Here is a 21,859-nt window from a genome sequence, read left to right on the forward strand (position 1 = left end):
TACGTTTTTATAAATGTCTTGAAGCTAATGCACCGATTCTGCACCCAAATTCAATTTTACTATTTCAATATTAAATCATTCACAAAAATTAAGATACTAACTAATTAACAGACAGTAGTATTATTCTTTTTTTGTATTACAAATATATCAAAAATATTGAATATTTAGGTTTAAGAGATTGAAGCATTATGGTTCTGTCGCATTTGTGAATAGGTTTTATCTTTGGAATTTTAAAACTAAAAAAAAGTGAATACCAAAGGTCATAGCTATCCAAAATCTATTATTCTTCAGGCAGTGTATTTTAAATTAAGATTTCCCCTTAGTTACCGGGATGTTGAAGAGATCATGAAAATGCGAGGAGTTCATGTTGATCATGCTACTATTCAGCGCTGGGTTTATAAGTTTACACCTGTCATTGAGTCGGAGATGAAGAAGAGAAAGGTTAGAGTGGGGACAAGCTGGAGATTGGATGAGACCTATATCAAAGTAAAAGGTGTTTGGTGTTATTTATATATGGCAGTAGATAAATCAGGCAATACGGTTGACTTTCTTTTGACCAGAAAAAGACAAAGAATGAGCGCTCAGTCTTTTCTAATTAAAGCAATTAGTAATAACTGCCGGCCAAGAGTAATAAACATTGATAAAAGCGGTTCTAATACCGCAGCAATTAAAGTTTATAACAGGCGTTCTTTCTCAAAGATTAAAATTCGGCAGTGTAAATATCTCAACAATATTGTCGAACAGGACCATCGGTTCATCAAGTGGCGCATCCAAAACGGATTAGGTTTTAAAAGTTTTGAATCGGCCAAACGGACGTTAAGCGGAATTGAAGTTGTGCATATGCTGAGAAAGAATCAAATGGTTGGATCAGGGATATCTATGTTTAAATCATTCTGTAAATTGGCGGGCTAACTGTTAAATTACTTAAATTCTTATATTTGATTCTGACAGATGCGACAGAACCCGCTAACGTCAGTTTGTCTCAAAACCTCCATTTTTTATTATTTTGAACGTAAATATAGCTGATTTAAACTACAAAAATAACTTCCTGTAAAAACTCAATCTGTTGATTGTTTTGAACGAGTACCCTTTTACTTGTATAAACTAAATCAAAGCGTTTGCAATGTGGCTTTTTAGATACTTACTACTTAATAAAACGTATTAAGAACCTTTTTTTATTAGCCCGCATTACAAACGCTACAATTATCTTTTAAATATTATGTAGGCACTCGTTGCATACGAGCACCAGAGGGAATAAAAAAATCACTAACCGAATACTCCGTTGATCTGCGATAACACCCAACTGAAACCTCCGCCTGCCAAATTCACATAACAGGTTTGTCCACTGAATGCAATAATAGTTCTACCCGCCGGAGCAGTCACCTGAAAATTTTGTGTATCAACTACATTGGGATTAATGGTGGCGGGATAACTTGTGCCGTTGATGGTGATTTGAACTACCACATTTTGTCCGTACCAGTAGCCTGTTACGTAACTGAAAGCGGTGAGGCCATTTGTGAGATTGATCGGATTATTCCCATTGCCGCCATCACCACCGTGTTGTAATAGTTGTACCACATACGAGCCGTCGCTGCTGGCATTGGTACATTGGATGGCATCCACAACATCTCCGCTACGGATAACGATACTTTGGATAAGAGTAGGAGTAGTTTGCGCATTCAAGATGGCTCCATCGTCGAACACAACCACATCCGGTTGGCCGGTCAGGTATGGCCGCATCAATAGTTGCTGACTTTGCTCGAAAGGCCAGTTGGAAGAATCAAGCCGCCAACTCATCATAGTTTGGTAGGGGTATTGCTTACTCTGGTACTGAATCCCAGCAGCGTATTGCTGAGAAGCATAAAGCGCAGTGACGCCACTTTCTAAATAAGCACCGAATCCCAATAGATCGGCATTGATGCCGTGTGCAATAAATACGCTAGGATCGCTAACCCAGTAACTTTGCAAATTGAACACATCCACATTGGCATTCACAGCATCCGCATTCAGGTTGTTGACATTACCGGACTGGTTAGAACTCGCCGAAATGGCCAGATAATAGGTATCCCCGAAAGCCTTACCCAATGCGTTGAGCCATTGGCCACATTGCTTATGGGAGAGTTGGCTCGTGGGCTGTTCCCAATCAATGTCGAAACCATTGAGGTCATTGTTAGCCAGAAAGTTGGCAACATTGGTCGCAAAAGTGGTCAGCAGGGCGGGGTTGTTGATGATCGTTTGGAGATCGTTGGTGATTTCTTGGGTATAGGCCAGTAAAGCAAATATGGTGATGTCCGGGTTTTGTGCACGGGCATCTAAAACCTGTTGTGCAAGATATGTGTTACTGGTTTGCAGGGTGGGACTGCTAGGGTTACTCATATCCACTCCAAACCAGCCGATGCTCAGGTAATCAAGGGTGCTGTATATCCCGTTGAGCTTAATAGAACTAAAATTGCTGTTGGGTGAGCTGTAGGTCGCGTTTGCTGGATGTAGCTCATTAGTCAGCCACGCACCGATGGCGCCGGTAAAGTTTTTTTTGCTTTTCATGTGATTAGAATTTTAGAGTTTTCTACCTAGTTTTTAATTTCTTTATTAAAAATACCAACTAATAGGCTTTTATAATGCAAAAAATGTAATGAGTACGATTTTCTAATGTATGAGTAAGCATAATCTTGGAATAAGAGGTTCTGTCGCATTTGGGAATAACTTTATCTTTATAATTTAAAACTCATCAAAAAATGAATACTAAAGGTCATTGTTATCCAAAATATATCATTCTTCAGGCAGTGTATTTTAAATTAAGATTTACACTGAGTTATCGTGATGTTGAAGAAATAATGAAAATTATAGGAGTGCTTGTGGATCATGCTACTATTCAGCGTTGGGTTTATAAATTTACACCTTTGCTTGAGTCAGAGATGAAGAAGAGAAAAGGCAGAGTAGCGGCAAGCTGGAGATTAGATGAGAACTATATCAAAGTAAAAGGAATTTGGTGTTATTTATATAGAGCAGTATATAAATTTGGCAATACAGTAGACTTTCTTTTAACGAGAAAAAGACAGCGGATGAGCGCTCAGTCTTTTCTAATTAAAGCAATTGGTAGTAATTACCAGCCAAGACTAATAAACATTGATAAAAGCGGTTCTAATACTGCAGCAATTAAAGTTTATAACAGTCGTTCTTTCTCAAAGATTAAAATTCGACAGTGTAAATATCTCAGCAATATTGTCAAACAGGACCATCGTTTTATCAAGTTGCGTATACAAAACGGATTAGGCTTTAAAAGTTTTGAATCGGCCAGACGAACATTGAACGGGATTGAAGTTGTACACATGCTCAGAAAGAATCAGATGGTTAGGCCAGGGATAACTATGTTTAAATCATACTGTAAATTGGCGGGCTAACTTTTAAATTACTTAATTCTTATATTTGATTCTGACAGATGCGACAGAAGTAGGGTTCGTTATTGTAATCCATTTTTTTAAAATATAAGTTTTGCTCTGATAAATGCATAAATTATATTTTTTAATTGTTACGTTTTTGAATGTTCTTTTTATTTAAAAAATAAAAATGTATACTTGTTGTCTATTTAACCATAAGTTAAGATGAAATATTTTCGATAGTCAATTGAGAATATTTTTGATCTAAGAATTTACTTAAACCATAATTTAAATGATTACTAAAATGAAGAAAAACTATTTTTTACTTTTTTTATTGCTTCTGGCTTCCTTATCAGGAAAAACACAAAATGTATGGAAGAATGTTCAGATAGGAGGAGGGGGTTTTGTATCTGGAATTATTACCAGTAAAAATGATGCAGATTTAAAATATGCCAGAACTGATGTTGGCGGTGCTTACAGATGGGATGCTGCTAATAAAAAATGGATCTCTTTGCTGGATTGGCTAAGTATAGATCAGGTTGGTTATTTTGGCGTTGAATCTTTGGCAATAGATCCACAAAATAATAATGTGGTCTACTTATTGGTTGGAACCAGTTATTTTAATAATGGAAAAACGGCTATTTTAAAATCCACAAATAAAGGAAATACATTTACTGAAATTGAAGTGACTTCTAAATTTAAAGCACATGGAAATGGTATGGGGCGTTCGAATGGTGAACGTTTAGCTGTTGATCCAAATAATTCGAATATTATTTATTGCGGAACCAGAAACAATGGTATTTTTCAAAGTATTGATGCCGGTTTGACTTGGAATAAGTTGTCAGGTTTTCCGGTTACGACAACTTCAAATGCAAATGGGGTATGCTTTGTTGTTTTGGATCCGGCTTCGGTTTCAGGAGGTAAAACACAAACTATTTATGCCGGGGTTTCACAAATTGGAGCTTCTAATCTATACAAAAGTCTTGATGGCGGAATTAGCTGGACTGCTGTTTCAGGAGCCACAACATCTTATATGCCGCAGCGTGCTGTTTTAGATTCAAATCGATCTTTATTGATTACTTATGCTGACCTGGAAGGACCCTGGAATGGAACCCAGGGAAAAATATCAAAATTAAGCAGTACAGGAATTTTTACAGACATTACGCCAGCTGGTATTACAAGGCCGTTTGGAGGTATTGATGTAGATCCGGCAAATCCACAACGATTAATCGCTTCAACGACAAATACTTGGTCGTTCCAATATACTACTCCTGGGGGGACAGCTGTATATGGGGACCATTTTTATGTAAGTACAGACGGAGGAACTAATTGGAGGGATTTAGTTGGTAATTCCGGATTTTCTTTTGAAAGTAATGGCTGTACATGGGTTACCGGTCAGTCAATACACTGGGCAACAGATTTTAAATTTAACCCGACAAATACATCTCAGGCAAGTATTGTTTCAGGAAACGGACTTTTTACTTGCGATGATATTAATGCAGTTAAAACTACCTGGAAATTTGATGCAATCGGTATTGAAGAATCAGTCCCTTTAGATTTAATAAGTATTCCATCTGGTCCATTAATGAGTGTAATTGGCGACTTTGACGGATTTAAACATACAGATGTAACTGTTTTTGCTCCGCAACATGCTCCGACTATGGGAACTTCAACTTCTATTTCGTATGCTGCAGGAAACACAAACAAAATTGTGAGGTTAGGGGAGTTTATGTATTATTCTGGAAATCAAGGTGCGGCATGGACCAAAACTACAGCGGCCTTAATGGGACAAAAAGGCAGGGCAGCCTTGTCTTATGATGGTAATACCATTTTGCATTGTCCTTCCGGTGCAACAAGTATATATCGTTCTGTTGATAACGGAACTACATGGACAACCTGTAACGGTATAAGTGTTAGTGATGCAATCCCGGTTTCTGATCAGGTAACCAATAATAAGTTTTATGTTTATGATCAACTAACAGGATTGATGATGATTAGTACTGATGGAGGGGTTAATTTTGTTTCTGCAGGTAATGCCGGTTCATGGGGTTCAAAATTAATTCGAACTGTTCTCGGTAATGCAGGACACATCTGGATTGCAATGAATGGTGGAGGTTTAAAACGTTCAATTGATGGCGGTCTGACTTTTGTTGTTCCTTCAGCAAGTGTAACAGCTGCTTCAGCTGTAGGCATTGGTAAAGCGGCTCCTGGAAAAACATATCCTTCTATATATATATGGGGAACAGTAAATGGAGTTACCGGTGTGTTTCGTTCTATTGATGAGGGCGTTACATGGCTTCGTGTAAATGATGATGCGTATGAGTTTGGCGGAACAGGAAATGGTAATTTTGTAATTGGTGATATGAATACTTTTGGCAGGGTTTATATGAGTACCGTAGGAAGAGGAATTGTTTACACCGACAGCGATGTAAATCTTGGGATTTCTGATAACGAATTTAAGAATGATACTCAGATATTCTCTGTAAAAGCGCATCCTAATCCAATGAAAGATTATGTGGTATTAGAATTGCCTGATTATACAAACGGAACTCTGGTTAATATTCAGGTTTATGATTTATTAGGGAAATTGATAAAGCAAGATATGTACACGGTTTCAAATAATACTGTGACATTGTTCTCTGATAATTTATCAAATCAACATGGTGTATTATTGGTAAAAGTAAAAACCAGAAACGGAGAATCAGGTATTGTAAAAATTATAAAATAAAAATACCTTTTTTGAATTGGTTGATAAAAAAACTAAGAGGTTGTCTGAAAAGACAACCTCTTAGTTTTTAAATATCATTTGATTTACAGAGCGTTTCTTGAAAAATGTAAATTTGGGCTAAAATGTTGTTTTATAAACTTGCCTAAGACTTCTACAAGATCAAAAATGAGATTAGAAATTGATAGTATTCGGTAGTGTTTCAAATTAGATATTTTTTACAAAACAACAATGTAACTAACTGGAAAATAATATAAACTTAATAGTTTTGAACACTAAAGAGACGGCTGACCAGATTTTCATCTGCGAATCTCTCCCGACTTCGTATCCGCAACAATGAGTTCTAAATAGCATCGATTAAAACAAGAAAACCTAATACTAGATATGATTCTGGTATTAGGTTTTATAAAAGAAAAAGCCATCGATTTGATGGCCTAATCATTTTTATCAATATTCCTAACCTCTTTCTAGCTTACCAGTATGGAAATCATCTTGGCTAAAATTACTATTTTAAATATCAAATAATTATTTCTTTTTAAGTGATAATAATAATTAGTCTTTAATGAATATGCGTCGATCCTGCGGAGCAGGATTAACGCATATTAATAACCAAAACTATTCATATTCTGTAGCAGTTTGAAAAAAAAAACCAAATCTTAAAATCTGGAGAAATGCAAACTATTGTGGATATTCTGGATAAAGTGAGCACCTAATTCTCGATAAAAGTGAGTAGTATAAATGAACTCAAAAAGGTGTCTAAAAAGTAGTTTATATAAATCCTCCGGTTACCGGAGATTTAAAAGTGCCTCATGAAGTTCAGGTTATTTTAAAGAACTCCTGCTATGATTGTCATTCTAATGAAACCAAGCTAAGCTGGTATGATAAGATAGCCCCGGCTTACTGGCTGGTTGCCCGGCACGTTGAGGACGGTAGAAGTGGATTGAATTTTTCTGAGTGGAATCAATTATCGCCGGCAGATCAAAAGGCAAAATTATGGGAATCTGTAAATCAGGTGCCCCTGAGCAGTTACACTCTGGCACATCCCAAAGCAAAGCTTTCCGGACATGATATTAAAGTGTTAAAGGATTATATCTGGAATCTTAGGGTAAATAATGTCCAAGCGGATAGCTCAAAGATAAAAGTATTGAAGAATCAGTCTGAGGAACTAAAAAAAGCAGAACCTGCCGTTACAGTTCCAAAAGCACTTAACGGAATCTCCTATATAGCTGATTATAAAAACTGGGCTGTAGTGAGTACAACCCAGCGTGTTGACAATGGAACGATGCGGATTATTTATGGAAATGATATTGCTGTAAAGGCCATCAAAAATAAGCAGATCAGCCCATGGCCTGATGGTTCTATTTTAGCTAAGGCCGCATACGATGAAATCGAAGATAGTGAGGGAAATATTTCTCAGGGGGCTTTTAAGCAAGTTGAGTTTATGATTAAAGATCATAAGAAATACAAGGAAACAAACGGCTGGGGATTCGCCCGGTTTAAAACTCCGCAGCTGGTACCTTATCGCAAAAGTGCAGATTTTACAATCGAATGCATGTGCTGCCATCAGCCAATGGAAAAAAACGATCATGTATTCACACTTCCAATTAGACAATAGATATGAAAACAATAATTTATTTTGCGGCACTTCTTTTTTTATTTATCCTTTTTTCCTGTTCAAAAAATTCAGGTGAGAACGGATTTAATAGAGAGGCATCCTTTCCCGAGGCACTAATGGATAAAGTTTCAGGCTTAAAAGTGATTAATTCTTCGATAAACAGAAAAAGACATACAACTTCTTTATTGTATGGAAATCAAAAAGCGGTTGAAAGGATAAAAACAAATAGTCTAAATATGCAGAAAGGTGAAAAATTTGTGTGGATTACCTGGAGTCAACAGCCGGATCCGAATTGGTTTGGAGCTTACATTCCTGGAATGCTGCTTTCTTTTGAAATTATCGAATCAAAAGAAACGATTGAATATCGAAAATTTACAGCAAACGGTATGCAGGTAAAGGAAGATGCCATTAATAATATGCGTCGTATTCAAGTGCTGATTAAACAAAAAATGAACGTAACTCCGTAAAAAAAACATTAAAATTAAGAGTTTATCTACTGTTAATGGATGTACTAAGAAAAAGAGAGATTGTTTTATTAAAAAACTAACTTTTAGTCTATTGATCCATTTTGTATATCCGAGGTTAACGCGATTAAGCTTCTTTAAAAAATGGATTGCAGCTTACCTCGGGAATATGTGGATATCACAAGTTTTTAATTTTATTCAATGTCTTCCAAATGAATACGACTATTGCAAAATTACTTTTAAAGTTGACTTTTTTCTACCATTTCCTTTTTAAACATTATCGCCCATTGTTTCATTTGGTCTAAAATCGGTTTTAATGTCAACCCTTCTTTTGTTAAACTATATTCGACAGTAATAGGAACAGTATTAAAGGTTTCTCTGTTAACTATACCAATTGCTTCTAAATCTTTTAATTCTTTAATTAGCATTTTTGGCGAAATTCCAATTACTTCTCTTTCTAATTCTTTAAATCTTTTTTTGCCAAAATATAAATTTGTTAGAATATGAAGCTTCCATTTTCCTCCCAAAACTTGTAATATGAACTGCAAATCGGTTACATCAACTACACAAGGTTCATTATTTTTCATTTATTTTTTTTTTTTTTATTTAAAGTGTTGATTTACAGTTAAGCTAACTTTTAGTAAATTAATATACTTAATTGTAACTACTTGTAAAAGTATAGTATTGTATTTACATTTACAACTGAATCATAAAAACAAAAAGGAAATGAAACGAAATGGAAATACAGTACTGATTACAGGTGGCGGCACTGGTATTGGTCTGTCAATGGCTGAAACTTTTTTAAATGAAGGAAATGAAGTAATCATTTGTGGCAGAACTCAGGTTACCCTTGATGAAGCTAAAAAACGATTTCCAAAACTTAACACAATTGCTGCGGATATTTCTGCTCAAACCGGTCGGGAAATAGTAGCGATGGAAATTGGTAATCGTTTTCCTAAACTAAATGTTCTTGTGAATAATGCTGGAATTTATAGCGTCACTGATATTATGCACCCTAACTATATAGGTACTTTGAAAACGGAGTTAGAAACAAATCTAGTAGCACCTATAGCTTTAATTAAGGAACTAATGCCAATTTTAGAGAAGCAGTCTGAAGCTACAATTGTAAATGTTACTAGTGGTTATGTTTTTATACCTTCGGCACAATCATCTGCTTATAGTGCAAGTAAAAGTGCACTAAGAGCTATTACACAAGGTTTACGATTTAATCTGAGAAAAACGAAAATTCGTTTAGTAGAAGTGGTACCACCTGCAGTTGATACTAAAATGAACAAAGGGAAAAATATTTCTTTAATGACTTCTGAACTTTTTGCTCAAAAAGTTTTTAAAGGATTGATCAATGGTCAAGATGAAATTATAGTGGGCGCATCAAAATTGGGCAAATTATTATCCAGATTAGCACCAAAATTGGGTTTTAATAAAATGAATACTGAGGAAGAAAAGCAAAGGAATAGTGTTGGAGTTAATTAAAACTCGCTCTAAATTCCAAAGGATTCATTTTCAGCCTTAATTTTGAAAATTCTGTGGATACTTAGAAGCCAACTGCAAAGCGATTTCGCTAACCGATAATTCGGTAGCAGATGTTTTTTTTCTTTTTCAATTACCATATTGTCAATGTGTTGTTATTGTTTTTTTCTGTAAAGATTTTTAAAACGTCACTTAAATGAATTATCATAATAAAAAAAGCCCAATAATATGAATCGAATAACAATTACCATTACAATACTACTCTTATTTACCATGCAGGTCTTTGCTCAGACTCAATTACCTGTTGCGACTAATTTTAGACAGAGTTATAAAAATCATGTCCGGGAAAAAAGCGGATTGCCCGGGAAAAATTATTGGCAGAATCGTGCAGATTATTCTATAAAGGTTGATTTTTCTCCTGCCACAAGAGAAGTTTCCGGACAGGTTGAAATTCAGTATACAAATAGCAGCCCAGATACGCTTTCTAAGATGGTCTTTAAACTCTTTCCTAACTTGTACAAAACAGAATCCGTTAGAGCCCAGATCATTTCCAAAGCTGATTTAGGAGATGGTATTTGTATAGAATCGATTATTCTGAATGGTCAAAAAGTAGAATCAAAGTTAATTGTCACTTCAGGAACAAATATGACAATAATAGGAGTGAAAATTTTGCCCAAGGATAAGATTAATGTTCAAATAAAGTATTCGTATATACTAAATCAGAATTCATTTATTCGAACAGGGCAGGTAGATAATGGAGCTTTTGTAGTTGCGTATTTTTTTCCAAGAATTGCAGTGTATGATGATATAGACGGTTGGAATGAGTATCCGTACATGGGATTTGATGAGTTCTATAACGACTATGGAGATTTTCATGTAGAAATTACCGTCCCAGGCGATTACCAGGTATGGTGTACTGGAAATTTGACAAACGCAGCTAATGTATTTAGCAATCACCATTTGCAGTTACTTCAGAAAGCCAGTAGTAGTGACGGTATTGTAAATATTATTACAGAGGAAGATATAGCGAAGAAAAATATCTGTAAACCCAATAAATATAATACCTGGATATTTGATGCGGTTGATGTTATAGATGTTTCTTTTTCGACAAGTAATCATTATGTATGGAAATCAGCAAGTGTCGTTGTTGATTCCATTAAAAATAGAAGGGTAAGAGTTGATGCCGTTTATAATCCTGAACACAAACAGTATGATCCGGTTATTGGGTATGCACGTGGTTCAGTATCTGCTATAAGTTACCTGTTCCCTAAAGTTCCATTTCCCTATCCACACATAACAATCTTTGATGGACTTGATGCAATGGAATATCCAATGATGGTAAATAACCTGCCTTTTGAAGATCCGCTACAAATAGTACAATTTACGGCCCATGAAATCTTTCATACCTTATTCCCTTTTTATGTAGGTACAAATGAAACCAAATATTCGTTTATGGATGAAGGGCTGGCTACTCTTTCTGAATTTACATTACAACCCTTAATTGCGCCGGAAATTCCTATGAGTTATGATATTAGTGAAGTAAATCAAAGTGCGGGCTCTGACTATGATAATCCTATCATAACACTCACACCACAATTGAATCGCAAATCAAGGTTTTCTAATAAAGATTTGAAACCAGCCATTGGATTCTATTATGTAAAAGAAATGTTAGGAGATGATAAATTTTCAGAAGCACTACGTTATTTTATTGACAATTGGAAAGGGAAGCATCCATCTCCCTACGATTTTTTTAATTGCATTAATACACAGTCAGGGACTGACCTAAACTGGTTTTGGAACGATTGGTTCTTTAACAAAATAGCTCCTGACCTGGCGATTGAAGCAGTAACAAAGAAAGGCAAAAGCTACATCATTGAGGTTAAAAAATTAGGAATTGGGATGGTTCCCATACATCTAAAGGTAATCTGCGAGGATGGTACTCAACAATCAATCAATAAAGATATTTCCTGTTGGTCTCAAGGAAATGATGGATATACAATAAAGTTACAGTCCAAAACTCCTGTAGATAAAATTATATTGGGGAGTAATTTTGATGTAGATATTGATGCAGGTAATAATGTCTGGGAATCGAAAAAACAATAAAATCCAATTAGAACAATTTTAAGGACACACAATTTCATGTGATGAAAAAATCGGCCACTTTTTTTATTTTTTACATTTCCTCTACTGGCGAGCGTCCCGCTCGTGAACGCAACGAAATCTTATGCTCACCCACAAATAGCATAAAACCAAAAAAGCTCCAGATTTTTCTGAAGCTTTTTGTCTTATTAGAGGGAACGGGACTCGAACCTTCGAAAAAACAACTAAATTAAAATGGGGTCTAAAAGTTTCGAACCTACACTTCTTAGACCCTAATTTTACTGAACTTCTAGTTCTTCAAAATAGAGAGCGCCACGATTTTGCCACAAAACTGAGATTGGTAAAAAAACTGTAAAAATTCGCCTTAGCTTTTTGTGGCAAAAAAGGTATCCACTCCAAATATCTTCGCGATTCTGCCACAAAACTTAAACTTGTGAAATATCTTTAAAAACCGCCTTAAGTTTTTGTGACAAATTAGAGGGCAATTCCATGGATATTATTTTTAAATTTTGTCTTCTTGAAACGATTTAAATTCGTGGTAATGTTTTTTTGTTATTTTTGTTTTTATGAAATACCACATTACATCTATTTTTTTTAAGTAATTAATTCATTTTTATCCTTAATTACCATTACTATTCCCGGAAATGAAAATTGTAAAAACAAATATAGCTTCATATACTAATACTTCTCTCTCTGTATTTTCACGTGAAGAGTCTTTTTTTCAGTCGCCTTTTCATTCACATCCGGAATTTGAGTTGGTTTATATTTTAGAAAGTCACGGAAAACGTATCATTGGAAACTCTGTAGAAGCATTTGAATCTGGAGATATGGTTTTTCTTGGAGACGATATTCCACATGTTTGGCTCAACGATGAGATTTTTTATAAAGGAATTAATAGCTTGAAAGCCAGAGCTATTGTGATTTATTTTAGCAGAGATCTTTTTGGGAATTCTTTTTATGAATTACCGGAAGCTCAGGAAGTCAAAAAGTTTTTTTCTCAGGCCATAAAAGGAGTATCCATCGCAGGACCGACAAATGTACTGGTGGCTAAAAAAATGAAAAAATTACTAAAGAAGAAAGGTTTTGAAGTTATCATGGGGCTGATCGAAATTTTGTTTCTTTTATCAAAAAGCAAAGATCTTAGATATATCAATGATAACTCTTATGTTTCTGTCAGTGATGATAATAAAAATGACCGACTTTCAGAGGTCTTTCAATATGTGAAATCAAATTATAAAGAAGAAATATCTCTTGATGAAATTTCTAAAATCGCCAATCTTACACCTACTTCTTTTTGTAGAATGTTCAAAGCAAAAACCAAAAAACCATTTGTAGAATATTTAAACGAAATCAGAGTGGCAAACGCATGTAAATATCTGATAGAAACTGATTTAGGTATTTCGGAAATTGCGTATCAATGTGGATATAAAACAGCTTCAAACTTCAATAAGCTATTCAAAAAATTAATTGGAACAACTCCTAAGGAATATCGAAAAAAAGCTTTAGTTTAGATTTTTAGACTACTCTTCTTTGCTGTTTAATTTTTCCTCCTGGATAATATTCGTACTAAATTCTATTTTTCAAAAATTAGAGACGTTTTCTCGGTGTTTATTTAATGAATTATTCTTAAATTTTGTGTTTATTTCGTGTTTTTTTAACGAATAAATTGTTAAGATAATAAATGCTTAATTAATGATAATTTTGAGCTAAAATTAAATTTTAGAATGCAATAATTTTATTTTTTTGAAATTGTATCAAAAACGCTGCTTCCGGAAATTTAAAACGTTTTAATAAATAACCTGTTTTTATTGATTTGGATATTAAAAGAGGTTCAATCTCCAAGCCAATGGTTTCAGGTTTCTAAGCCTTAAATAAAATAATATGGTAACGCAAAAATATTGTCTTGCATTAGATTTGAATGAAGATTCATCTTTAATAACCGAATACAAGAAATATCATGAAAAAATTTGGCCGGAAATCACAGAAAGTATTGTTAATTCAGGGATTGAAAACCTCGATATTTATTGTGTTGGCAACAGATTGTTTATGATTATTGAGGCCAATGAAACTTTTTCTTTTGAGAAAAAAGAAAAGAATGATGCGAATAATCCCGTGGTTCAGAAATGGGAAGAATTGATGTGGAAATATCAAAAAGCACTGCCTTGGGCAAAAGAAGGTGAAAAATGGATGCTGATGGAAAAAATATTTGACTTGCATGAGAATAGATAGCCACCAACATTTTTGGAAATATCACCCTGTAAAAGAGGCTTGGATCAATAAAGAAATGGAGGTAATCAAAAGAGATTTTTTACCTTCTGATTTAGAACCTTTATTGACAGACAATCAATTTGACGGCTGTGTAGCTGTTCAGGCAGATCAGAGTGAAGAAGAAACACATTTTCTTTTGGAATTGGCAAAAGATAATGATTTTATCAAAGGCGTTGTGGGCTGGATTGATTTATGTGCTGAAAATATTGAAGAGCGTTTAGAATATTTTTGCAAATATGAAAAACTAAAAGGATTCAGACATATAGTTCAGGCCGAAGTAGATATTAATTTCATGTTGTGGGAAAGTTTTCAAAATGGAATTTCAAAATTGGGAAAATACAATTTTACCTATGATATTTTGATTTTTCCAAAACATCTGGAAAATGCTATAAAATTGGTTGCTAAATTTCCCGAACAAAAATTTGTTATTGATCATTTGGCAAAACCAGATTTCAAAAATAAGGAATTCAGTGATTGGGAAACAGGAATTAAAGCGATTGCAAAATTTCCTAATGTAATGTGTAAAGTTTCAAGTTTAGTAACAGAAGCTGACTGGAAGAATTGGAGAGTAACAGACTTTATCTATTGCCTAAATGTGGTTACTGAGGTATTTGGAATGGATCGTTTAATGTTTGGAAGTGATTGGCCAGTAAGCTTACTTGCTGCATCTTATGCCGAATCATGTAACATTGCAGGGCACTATTTTTCGAAATTTTCGAAAGAGGAACAAGATAAAATCTGGAGAAAAAATGCAATTGATTTTTATCGTTTAGAATAAAATCACTTGAATTTTATAAATAAAAAAACTGTCGAACTTAATTTAGAGAACAAAATGAATCTTAATCTTAATGATAAAATAATTATCGTAACCGGTGGAGCAAAAGGAATAGGACTTGGGATCTGTAAAGTTTTGGCTGGTGAGGGAGCTATTCCTGTAATTATTGGAAGAGCGGATGCCGACAACCAAATTGCGGTTAAAGAAATAGAAGACGAAGGCGGAAAAGCATTGTCTTTCGTGGCTGAATTAACCCATCCGGAAGCTTGTAAAAGTGCCGTTGAGCAGGTAATTGCATTATGTGGGCGCATTGATGGCTTAATTAATAATGCCGGTGTAAATGATGGCGTAGGTTTAGAAAGTGGAGATTACGAAAAGTTTATGGCGTCGATTCATAAAAATCTGGTACACTATTATTTGATGGCGCAATACGCTTTGCCGGAATTGAAAAAAACAAAAGGAGCAATTGTAAATATAGGTTCAAAAATTGCCGATACAGGACAGGGAAAAACTTCAGCGTATGCGGCGTCAAATGGCGGGAGAAATGCATTAACCCGAGAGTGGGCCGTTGAATTATTAAAATATGGAATTCGGGTAAATTCGGTTATAGTGGCCGAATGCTATACGCCATTATATGATACCTGGATTAAAACACTTGAAAACCCAGAAGAAAAATTAAAAGAAATCACAGCTAAAATTCCGTTTGAAAACAGAATGACAACCGTAGAAGAAATTGCAAATATGACCGTTTTTTTATTGTCAAATAAATCAAGTCACACTACAGGCCAGTTAATTTATGTGGACGGAGGTTATACTCATTTAGACCGTTCCTTATAATCTTAGAGTTATAATCTTTATTTCTGCTAAAATCTTGTTCTGTCAGAAGAAAAACACCTGATAGAATTTATGTTATTGAAGTCCATCAATGAAACATGTAAATTGATTTTTGTGATAGCAAAAGACAGATCTTATTTAACAAAATAAATCTCTCATAATTGTCATAGGAAGATTTTTAGATAAAAAAAAGATAATTATCAATTAAACAATGGCAATATTGAATCAATTAGTATACGGCATGTATTGTATTTTTATATTGATAGAAATTCATTAATTTAATAAAAATGATATGGCATTAATAACTCAGTTGGACGTTGAAAATAAAGTGAGTTCTAAAGAGAGTGAAAAATTGTTGTTTCCTTTTATATTGGTAACCAGTTTGTTTTTTTTCTGGGGATTTGTACACAATTTAGATCCCATACTTATTCCGCATTTAAGAAAAGCATTTAATCTTACAGATTTAGAATCTTCTTTGATTGATTCGTCAGTCTTTATAGCCTATTTTGTCATGGCTTTGCCAGCGGGTTATATCATGAGAAAATATGGTTATAAATCGGGTATTATGATAGGATTGATTTTGTTTGGCATTGGCTCAATTTTGTTTGTACCAGCCGCCAATTCATTGCAGTATATTTATTTTTTAGGTGCTTTGTTTGTTATAGCCTGCGGACTTACTTTTCTGGAAACGGCTGCAAACCCTTATGTAACAATTTTAGGACCATCTGAAACAGCGACCAAAAGATTAAATTTTTCTCAATCATTTAATGGATTGGCTGCTTTTATTGCTCCTGCATATGTTGGACCGATGATCTTATCCGGAAAAAATTTAACTAAAGTCGAGATTGATGCAATGGCACCTGTAGAATTTCATGCTCATATTTTAGAAGAAGCGGCAAGCGTAAAAATGCCTTACCTTATTTTGGGATTGATTATTTTATCTGTAGCCGTAGTTTTTTATTTTACCAATATGCCAGATGTAAAAGATGAAAATAAAGAAGGGGCGGATGGAGCAAGTTTTGCCGGAGCATTGAAATCAATGCGTTTACGATGGGGAATTTTAGCACAATTTTTTTATGTGGGCGCACAGGTTTGTGTGGCTAGTTTTTTTATTAAAATGGCAACTACGTCAGCAGGTCTAGATGAAGCTACTGCTGCAAAATATTTAGGCTTTTTCGGCTTAACATTTATGTTAGGACGTTTTGCAGGAACATTTTTCATGCAATATATAAAGCCGGTAAAATTATTAATTATCTATTCGATCATCACTATTCTGCTATCAATAACAGCCATGGTCGGTACAGGAATGCTAGTGGTTTACACATTAATAGCGATTGCATTTTTTATGAGTATCATGTTTCCTACTATTTTTTCAATGGGAATTGATGGACTTGGACATAATACCAAAATCGGATCTTCATTGATAGTAATGTCAATAGTTGGAGGAGCTTTACTTCCTCCGGTTTTAGGATTCATTTCAGATGTTACAGGAAATATTCAAAATGGTTATGTAGTTCCGCTAATTTGTTTCTCAGTAATACTATTGTTTGCAGTTAACGGATATAAAACAAATAAAGCATAAATTCTATATTATAATGTTAGAAAACGAAGTTAAAAGGTTAGTGATAAAAATGCATCCGGAAGACAATGTTCTGGTAGCTTTAACAGATTTGGTAAAAGGAGAAAGTGTGACTTTTGAAGAACAGACTTATACCCTTCAAGACACAATTAAGGCAAAGCATAAATTTTACACGAGTGATTTAAGAGAAGGAGCTGAGATAATTATGTATGGTGTTTTGGTTGGAAAAGTGCAATGTGATGTCGTTAAAGGAAGTCTTATGACAACAGATAATCTCAAACACGCAGCAGAACCTTATGGATATCGTGATGTTAATTTTGCCTGGCAGGCACCGGATATTTCAAAGTATAAAGACAGGACTTTTAAAGGATATAAAAGAAATGATGGTCGTTTTGGTACTGCCAATTACTGGTTATTTGTACCAACAGTATTTTGCGAAAACCGAAATCTAGATGTAATTAAAGAAGCCTTGCATAACGAATTGGGATATTCTGTTAGTGATAAATACACACAATATACCCATCAATTATTGGAGGCTTATCAAAATGGAGAAAATATTGATTTAGTCAATATGCAGCTAACACCAAATAATAGTGCCAAGCGTGTCTTTAAAAACGTAGATGGAATAAAATTCCTGAATCATCAAGGAGGTTGCGGAGGAACGCGTCAGGATGCATCAACTTTAAGTGCTTTACTGGCTTCTTATGCAAATCATCCAAATGTGGCAGGTATAACACTGCTGAGTTTGGGATGCCAGCATTTACAAGTACAGGATTTTACAAATGATGTTAAAAAACAAAACCCGTCTTTTGATAAACCGCTCTTTATTTTTGAACAACAGCAATCCAAAAGTGAAGAACAATTGGTTGCAGATGCTATTAAAAAAACATTTGAAGGACTAATTGAAATAAACAAACAAGAAAGAGTTTTGGCTCCATTAAGCGAATTGTGTGTTGGCGTAAAATGTGGTGGGAGTGATGGCTTTAGCGGGGTTTCTGCAAATCCTGCCGTAGGATATACATCAGATTTATTAGTGGCTTTGGGGGCTAAGGTTTTATTAGCCGAGTTTCCTGAATTATGTGGAGCAGAGCAAAATTTGATCGACCGCTGTACAACAGAAACAGCAGCAAAAAAATTCATTGATTTGATGCAGTCATATGATGCTTTAGCACATAAAGTAGGTTCGGGTTTTCATATGAATCCGTCGCCTGGAAACATCAAAGACGGATTAATAACTGATGCAATAAAAAGTGCCGGAGCAGCAAAAAAAGGAGGAACAGCCCCGGTAGTTGATGTATTAGATTATACAGAACCGGCAACAAAAGCAGGTTTGAGTTTGGTTTGCACACCCGGAAATGATGTGGAAGCAACAACGGGTAAAGCGGCCTCCGGAGCAACATTAATTTTGTTTACAACGGGATTGGGAACTCCAACAGGTAATCCTGTTTGTCCTGTTATTAAGGTGGCTACAAATTCTATTTTGGCAAAAAAGATGAGTGATATTATTGATATTGATTGTGGGCCCATAATTAGTGGCGAAAAAACCATCGAAGAAATGGGTGAAGATATTTTGGAATATTGTATTAAAGCAGCCAGTGGCGAAATTATTCCCAAAGCAGTGTTATTAAACCAAGACGATTTTATTCCGTGGAAACGAGGAGTGTCTTTATAAAATTAAAAAATCTTTAAATTAAAAAAAATGTTTTCATTACAAAACAAAAAAGCAGTAGTTACAGGCGGTGGCAGTGGAATTGGAAAAGCTATTTCAGTTTTATTTGCTAAACAGGGAGCTGAAGTACATATTATTGAATTAACAGAAGAAAGTGCCAAATCTGCTGTTGATGAAATAAAAGCAAATGGCGGAAAAGTGTTTTCTCACGCTTGTAATGTCGCCAACCAGGAAGAAGTACTGCTAACATTCGAAAAGATAGGTAACATTCATATTTTAATCAATAACGCCGGGATAGCGCATGTTGGTAAAGTAGATACTACGCCGGCATTTGATTTTGATCGCGTGATGGATGTCAATGTAAAAGGAGTTTACAACTGTTTATTTGCTGCAATTCCGCAATTTCGACTTTCCAATGGCGGTGTAATTATCAATATGGCTTCAATTGCGGCTTGGGTCGGAATTCCTGATCGATTTGCGTATTCAACTGCAAAAGGTGCAGTTATGGCAATGACTTTATCTGTTGCAAAAGATTATATAAAAGAAAATATTCGCTGTAATTCTATTTCACCTGCAAGAGTTCATACGCCTTTTGTTGATGGTTTTATTTCGAAAAATTATGCTGGTAAAGAAACGGAAATGTTCGAAAAATTATCGCAGTCACAACCTATTGGACGAATGGGAAAACCAGATGAAATTGCAGCTTTGGCCTTATATTTATGCAGTGAAGAAGCTGGTTTTATAACCGGTTCCGATTATCCAATTGATGGAGGATTTATTAAATTAAATAATTAATTTACAAATGAAGATTGCCTTATTCATACCATGCTATATCGATCAGTTTTATCCCAATGTGGGCATTGCTACTCTGCAATTATTAGAAAAGCTGGGTTGTGATGTAAGTTTTCCGTTGCAGCAAACCTGTTGCGGTCAACCTATGGCTAATAGCGGTTTTGCTAGTATGAGTAAAAGTTGTGATCTGAATTTTATGAAAAATTTTTCAGGATTTAATTATATAGTTGCCCCTTCTGGAAGTTGTGTTTTGCATGTAAAGGAACATTTGCATAGTGACAAACATCCAGTCGAAGCATTCTTGCTACGGAATACTATTTATGAACTTACAGAGTTTTTGACCGATATTTTAAAGGTAGAAAACATTAATGCCTCTTTTCCTTATAAAGTAGGATGGCATAACAGTTGTCACGGACAAAGAGGATTAAATCTTTCGTCAATGACCGAAAGGATGCTGCCTGAATTTTCTAAACCAGAGCAATTGTTAAAGATGGTAAAAGGTATTGAATTGACAAAACCAAAAAGAAATGATGAATGTTGTGGTTTTGGTGGAACATTTTGTGTTTCTGAAGAAGCTGTAAGTGTTAAAATGGGAAAAGACAGAATAAAAGAACATGAAGATAACGACGTCGATTATATTACCGGAGGAGATACCAGTTGTCTGATGCATCTGGAAGGTATATTAAGAAGGAAGGGAAGTAAAGTAAAAACCATTCATATTGCTGAGATATTGAATAGTGTGTTATAAAAAAAGTCTTTAATTAAAGATTAAAAATTTAAAACTATGGCGGTAAAACACGCTGAATTAGCGGAAAAGTTTATAGCTGATGAGCCCAGAACCAATTGGCACGATGAAACCTTATGGTTTGTTCGTGAAAAGCGGGATAAGGCAGCTCATGGTTTACCGGAATGGGAGCAATTAAGAGAATGGGGTTCGCAGATTAAAAACAACACGCTTTCGAACCTATCCAATTATTTAAAAGAATTTGAAGAAAAAGCCACAGCAAATGGTATAAAAGTACATTGGGCTTCAGATGCCCAGGAACACAATGAGATAGTTCATAAAATTATTCAAAAACACGGTATTCAGAAGATTGTGAAGAGCAAAAGTATGTTAACTGAAGAATGTCAGTTGAATGAATTTTTGCAGCATCGAGGAATAGAAGTAGTTGATACTGATCTTGGTGAGCGTATTGTTCAATTTCGAAAAGAACCTCCAAGTCATATTGTTCTGCCTGCAATTCATTTAAAAAAGGAAGATGTAAGTGCTACTTTTCATGAACATTTGCAAACTGAAAAAGGAAATAATGATCCACAGTATTTAACTGAAGCAGCCAGACAACATTTGCGCAATAAGTTTGTAGAATCACAATTAGCAATTACCGGAGTCAATTTTGCCATTGCTGAGACTGGAGGTTTTGTTGTTTGTACCAATGAAGGCAATGCTGATATGGGAGCTCACACAGCACCTGTACACATTGCTTGCATGGGGTTTGAAAAATTGATTCCAAAAGCAGCGCATCTGTCTGTATTTTTGAGATTATTAGCCAGAAGCGCCACAGGTCAGCCTATTACGACCTACTCGAGTCATTTTAATAAACCGAGACCCAATCAGGAGATGCATCTGGTAATTGTAGATAATGGACGCAGTAAACAATTAGGAAGAGAAGATTTTAGAAATTCATTAAAATGTATTCGTTGTGCTGCTTGTTTCAATACTTGTCCGGTATATCGTAGAAGCGGCGGACACAGTTATCATACTGCTGTAGCTGGTCCAATTGGTTCTATATTAAATCCAAATTTGGATATGAAAGCTAATGCTGACTTGCCTTTTGCATCGACTTTATGTGGTAGTTGTACTAATGTGTGTCCTGTGAAAATTAATATTCATGAACAATTATGGAAATGGAGACAAGTGATTGTCGCTGAGGGATATGTGGAAACAAGTAAAAAAATAAGCATGTGGGGAATGAGTTTTGTATTCTCTAATCCTAAAATTTATCGTTTGATAGGAAAAACAGGAAGAGGCATCATGCATTTTTCCCCTTTTATGATAAATAATAAACTAAATGGTTGGTTTAAACAAAGAGAAATGCCCGAAGCTCCAAAAGATTCATTTCGTGATTGGTATTTAAAAAATGGAAAAAACTAGAATAAACATCAGACAGCAATA

General features: G+C 34.8%; 18 protein-coding genes. 16 read left to right on the forward strand and 2 right to left on the reverse strand.

From position 1 onward, the window contains the following. The first annotated feature begins 246 nt into the window (after positions 1 to 246). Positions 247 to 912 (forward strand): IS6 family transposase, encoded by a 666-nt coding sequence (locus tag HAV12_RS08765; RefSeq protein ID WP_171569310.1) that lies wholly within the window; start codon positions 247 to 249, stop codon positions 910 to 912. Between the two features lie 354 nt (positions 913 to 1,266). On the opposite strand, the gene HAV12_RS08770 is transcribed toward HAV12_RS08765, so the two are convergent. Further along, positions 1,267 to 2,544: a glycosyl hydrolase family 18 protein gene (locus HAV12_RS08770; protein ID WP_171569311.1), complete on the reverse strand. Its 1,278-nt coding sequence runs from the start codon at positions 2,542 to 2,544 to the stop codon at positions 1,267 to 1,269. Positions 2,545 to 2,735: 191 nt separating this feature from the next. On the opposite strand from HAV12_RS08770, the gene HAV12_RS08775 reads away from it, so the two are divergent. From HAV12_RS08775 to HAV12_RS08790, 4 genes are all read left to right on the forward strand, one after another. After that, entirely contained in the window at positions 2,736 to 3,401 is a 666-nt protein-coding gene (locus tag HAV12_RS08775) for an IS6 family transposase (RefSeq protein WP_171569312.1), read from the forward strand. 280 nt (positions 3,402 to 3,681) lie between these two features. Then, complete coding sequence (locus HAV12_RS08780) at positions 3,682 to 6,105, forward strand: T9SS type A sorting domain-containing protein (protein ID WP_171569313.1); 2,424 nt, start codon at positions 3,682 to 3,684, stop codon at positions 6,103 to 6,105. A gap of 799 nt (positions 6,106 to 6,904) precedes the next feature. Next, complete coding sequence (locus tag HAV12_RS08785) at positions 6,905 to 7,717, forward strand: cytochrome P460 family protein (protein WP_171569314.1); 813 nt, start codon at positions 6,905 to 6,907, stop codon at positions 7,715 to 7,717. A 2-nt stretch (positions 7,718 to 7,719) separates the two neighbouring features. Beyond that, positions 7,720 to 8,184, forward strand: coding sequence for a hypothetical protein (locus HAV12_RS08790; RefSeq protein ID WP_171569315.1), 465 nt, complete (start codon positions 7,720 to 7,722; stop codon positions 8,182 to 8,184). Positions 8,185 to 8,420: 236 nt separating this feature from the next. Here HAV12_RS08790 and HAV12_RS08795 read toward each other — a convergent pair whose 3' ends face one another. Then, positions 8,421 to 8,768, reverse strand: coding sequence for a helix-turn-helix domain-containing protein (locus HAV12_RS08795; RefSeq protein ID WP_171569316.1), 348 nt, complete (start codon positions 8,766 to 8,768; stop codon positions 8,421 to 8,423). A gap of 139 nt (positions 8,769 to 8,907) precedes the next feature. Between HAV12_RS08795 and HAV12_RS08800 the strand changes: the two genes are divergently transcribed. The 11 genes from HAV12_RS08800 to HAV12_RS08850 all read left to right on the forward strand — a co-directional run bounded on the left by HAV12_RS08800 (position 8,908) and on the right by HAV12_RS08850 (position 21,838). Beyond that, positions 8,908 to 9,672 (forward strand): SDR family NAD(P)-dependent oxidoreductase, encoded by a 765-nt coding sequence (locus HAV12_RS08800; protein ID WP_171569317.1) that lies wholly within the window; start codon positions 8,908 to 8,910, stop codon positions 9,670 to 9,672. A 225-nt stretch (positions 9,673 to 9,897) separates the two neighbouring features. Further along, positions 9,898 to 11,772, forward strand: a complete 1,875-nt coding sequence (locus tag HAV12_RS08805) for a M1 family metallopeptidase (protein WP_171569318.1) — start codon at positions 9,898 to 9,900, stop codon at positions 11,770 to 11,772. Positions 11,773 to 12,413: 641 nt separating this feature from the next. Next, positions 12,414 to 13,280, forward strand: coding sequence for an AraC family transcriptional regulator (locus HAV12_RS08810; protein WP_171569319.1), 867 nt, complete (start codon positions 12,414 to 12,416; stop codon positions 13,278 to 13,280). A 370-nt stretch (positions 13,281 to 13,650) separates the two neighbouring features. Beyond that, on the forward strand, positions 13,651 to 13,998 hold the full coding sequence (locus HAV12_RS08815) for an L-rhamnose mutarotase (protein WP_171569320.1): 348 nt from the start codon (positions 13,651 to 13,653) through the stop codon (positions 13,996 to 13,998). After that, positions 13,985 to 14,815: an amidohydrolase gene (locus HAV12_RS08820; RefSeq protein ID WP_171569321.1), complete on the forward strand. Its 831-nt coding sequence runs from the start codon at positions 13,985 to 13,987 to the stop codon at positions 14,813 to 14,815. The genes HAV12_RS08815 and HAV12_RS08820 overlap by 14 nt, the downstream gene beginning before the upstream one ends. 54 nt (positions 14,816 to 14,869) lie before the next feature. Further along, complete coding sequence (locus HAV12_RS08825) at positions 14,870 to 15,649, forward strand: SDR family oxidoreductase (RefSeq protein WP_171571652.1); 780 nt, start codon at positions 14,870 to 14,872, stop codon at positions 15,647 to 15,649. Between the two features lie 289 nt (positions 15,650 to 15,938). Beyond that, a complete protein-coding gene (gene fucP, locus HAV12_RS08830; RefSeq protein ID WP_171569322.1) occupies positions 15,939 to 17,228 on the forward strand; it encodes an L-fucose:H+ symporter permease in 1,290 nt (429 codons plus the stop codon). Positions 17,229 to 17,241: 13 nt separating this feature from the next. After that, on the forward strand, positions 17,242 to 18,897 hold the full coding sequence (locus HAV12_RS08835) for a UxaA family hydrolase (RefSeq protein WP_171569323.1): 1,656 nt from the start codon (positions 17,242 to 17,244) through the stop codon (positions 18,895 to 18,897). A gap of 27 nt (positions 18,898 to 18,924) precedes the next feature. After that, positions 18,925 to 19,689: an SDR family NAD(P)-dependent oxidoreductase gene (locus tag HAV12_RS08840; protein WP_171569324.1), complete on the forward strand. Its 765-nt coding sequence runs from the start codon at positions 18,925 to 18,927 to the stop codon at positions 19,687 to 19,689. A 7-nt stretch (positions 19,690 to 19,696) separates the two neighbouring features. Continuing rightward, positions 19,697 to 20,434, forward strand: coding sequence for a (Fe-S)-binding protein (locus tag HAV12_RS08845; RefSeq protein WP_171569325.1), 738 nt, complete (start codon positions 19,697 to 19,699; stop codon positions 20,432 to 20,434). A gap of 36 nt (positions 20,435 to 20,470) precedes the next feature. Further along, a complete protein-coding gene (locus HAV12_RS08850) occupies positions 20,471 to 21,838 on the forward strand; it encodes a lactate utilization protein B (protein WP_171569326.1) in 1,368 nt (455 codons plus the stop codon). Positions 21,839 to 21,859 lie beyond the last annotated feature (21 nt).

Origin of the sequence: Flavobacterium sp. CLA17 (assembly GCF_013112255.2) — a bacterium.
In the GTDB taxonomy this organism is placed as follows: domain Bacteria; phylum Bacteroidota; class Bacteroidia; order Flavobacteriales; family Flavobacteriaceae; genus Flavobacterium; species Flavobacterium circumlabens.

Coding starts and splice junctions, on each gene's coding strand:
- HAV12_RS08780 (WP_171569313.1), top strand. CDS start 3,682: ATGAAGAAAAACTATTTTTTACTTTTTTTATTGCTTCTGGCTTCCTTA.
- HAV12_RS08775 (WP_171569312.1), top strand. CDS start 2,736: ATGAATACTAAAGGTCATTGTTATCCAAAATATATCATTCTTCAGGCA.
- HAV12_RS08770 (WP_171569311.1), bottom strand. CDS start 2,544: ATGAAAAGCAAAAAAAACTTTACCGGCGCCATCGGTGCGTGGCTGACT.
- HAV12_RS08800 (WP_171569317.1), top strand. CDS start 8,908: ATGAAACGAAATGGAAATACAGTACTGATTACAGGTGGCGGCACTGGT.
- HAV12_RS08790 (WP_171569315.1), top strand. CDS start 7,720: ATGAAAACAATAATTTATTTTGCGGCACTTCTTTTTTTATTTATCCTT.
- HAV12_RS08815 (WP_171569320.1), top strand. CDS start 13,651: ATGGTAACGCAAAAATATTGTCTTGCATTAGATTTGAATGAAGATTCA.
- fucP (WP_171569322.1), top strand. CDS start 15,939: ATGGCATTAATAACTCAGTTGGACGTTGAAAATAAAGTGAGTTCTAAA.
- HAV12_RS08810 (WP_171569319.1), top strand. CDS start 12,414: ATGAAAATTGTAAAAACAAATATAGCTTCATATACTAATACTTCTCTC.
- HAV12_RS08795 (WP_171569316.1), bottom strand. CDS start 8,768: ATGAAAAATAATGAACCTTGTGTAGTTGATGTAACCGATTTGCAGTTC.
- HAV12_RS08850 (WP_171569326.1), top strand. CDS start 20,471: ATGGCGGTAAAACACGCTGAATTAGCGGAAAAGTTTATAGCTGATGAG.
- HAV12_RS08845 (WP_171569325.1), top strand. CDS start 19,697: ATGAAGATTGCCTTATTCATACCATGCTATATCGATCAGTTTTATCCC.
- HAV12_RS08820 (WP_171569321.1), top strand. CDS start 13,985: ATGAGAATAGATAGCCACCAACATTTTTGGAAATATCACCCTGTAAAA.
- HAV12_RS08835 (WP_171569323.1), top strand. CDS start 17,242: ATGTTAGAAAACGAAGTTAAAAGGTTAGTGATAAAAATGCATCCGGAA.
- HAV12_RS08805 (WP_171569318.1), top strand. CDS start 9,898: ATGAATCGAATAACAATTACCATTACAATACTACTCTTATTTACCATG.
- HAV12_RS08825 (WP_171571652.1), top strand. CDS start 14,870: ATGAATCTTAATCTTAATGATAAAATAATTATCGTAACCGGTGGAGCA.
- HAV12_RS08840 (WP_171569324.1), top strand. CDS start 18,925: ATGTTTTCATTACAAAACAAAAAAGCAGTAGTTACAGGCGGTGGCAGT.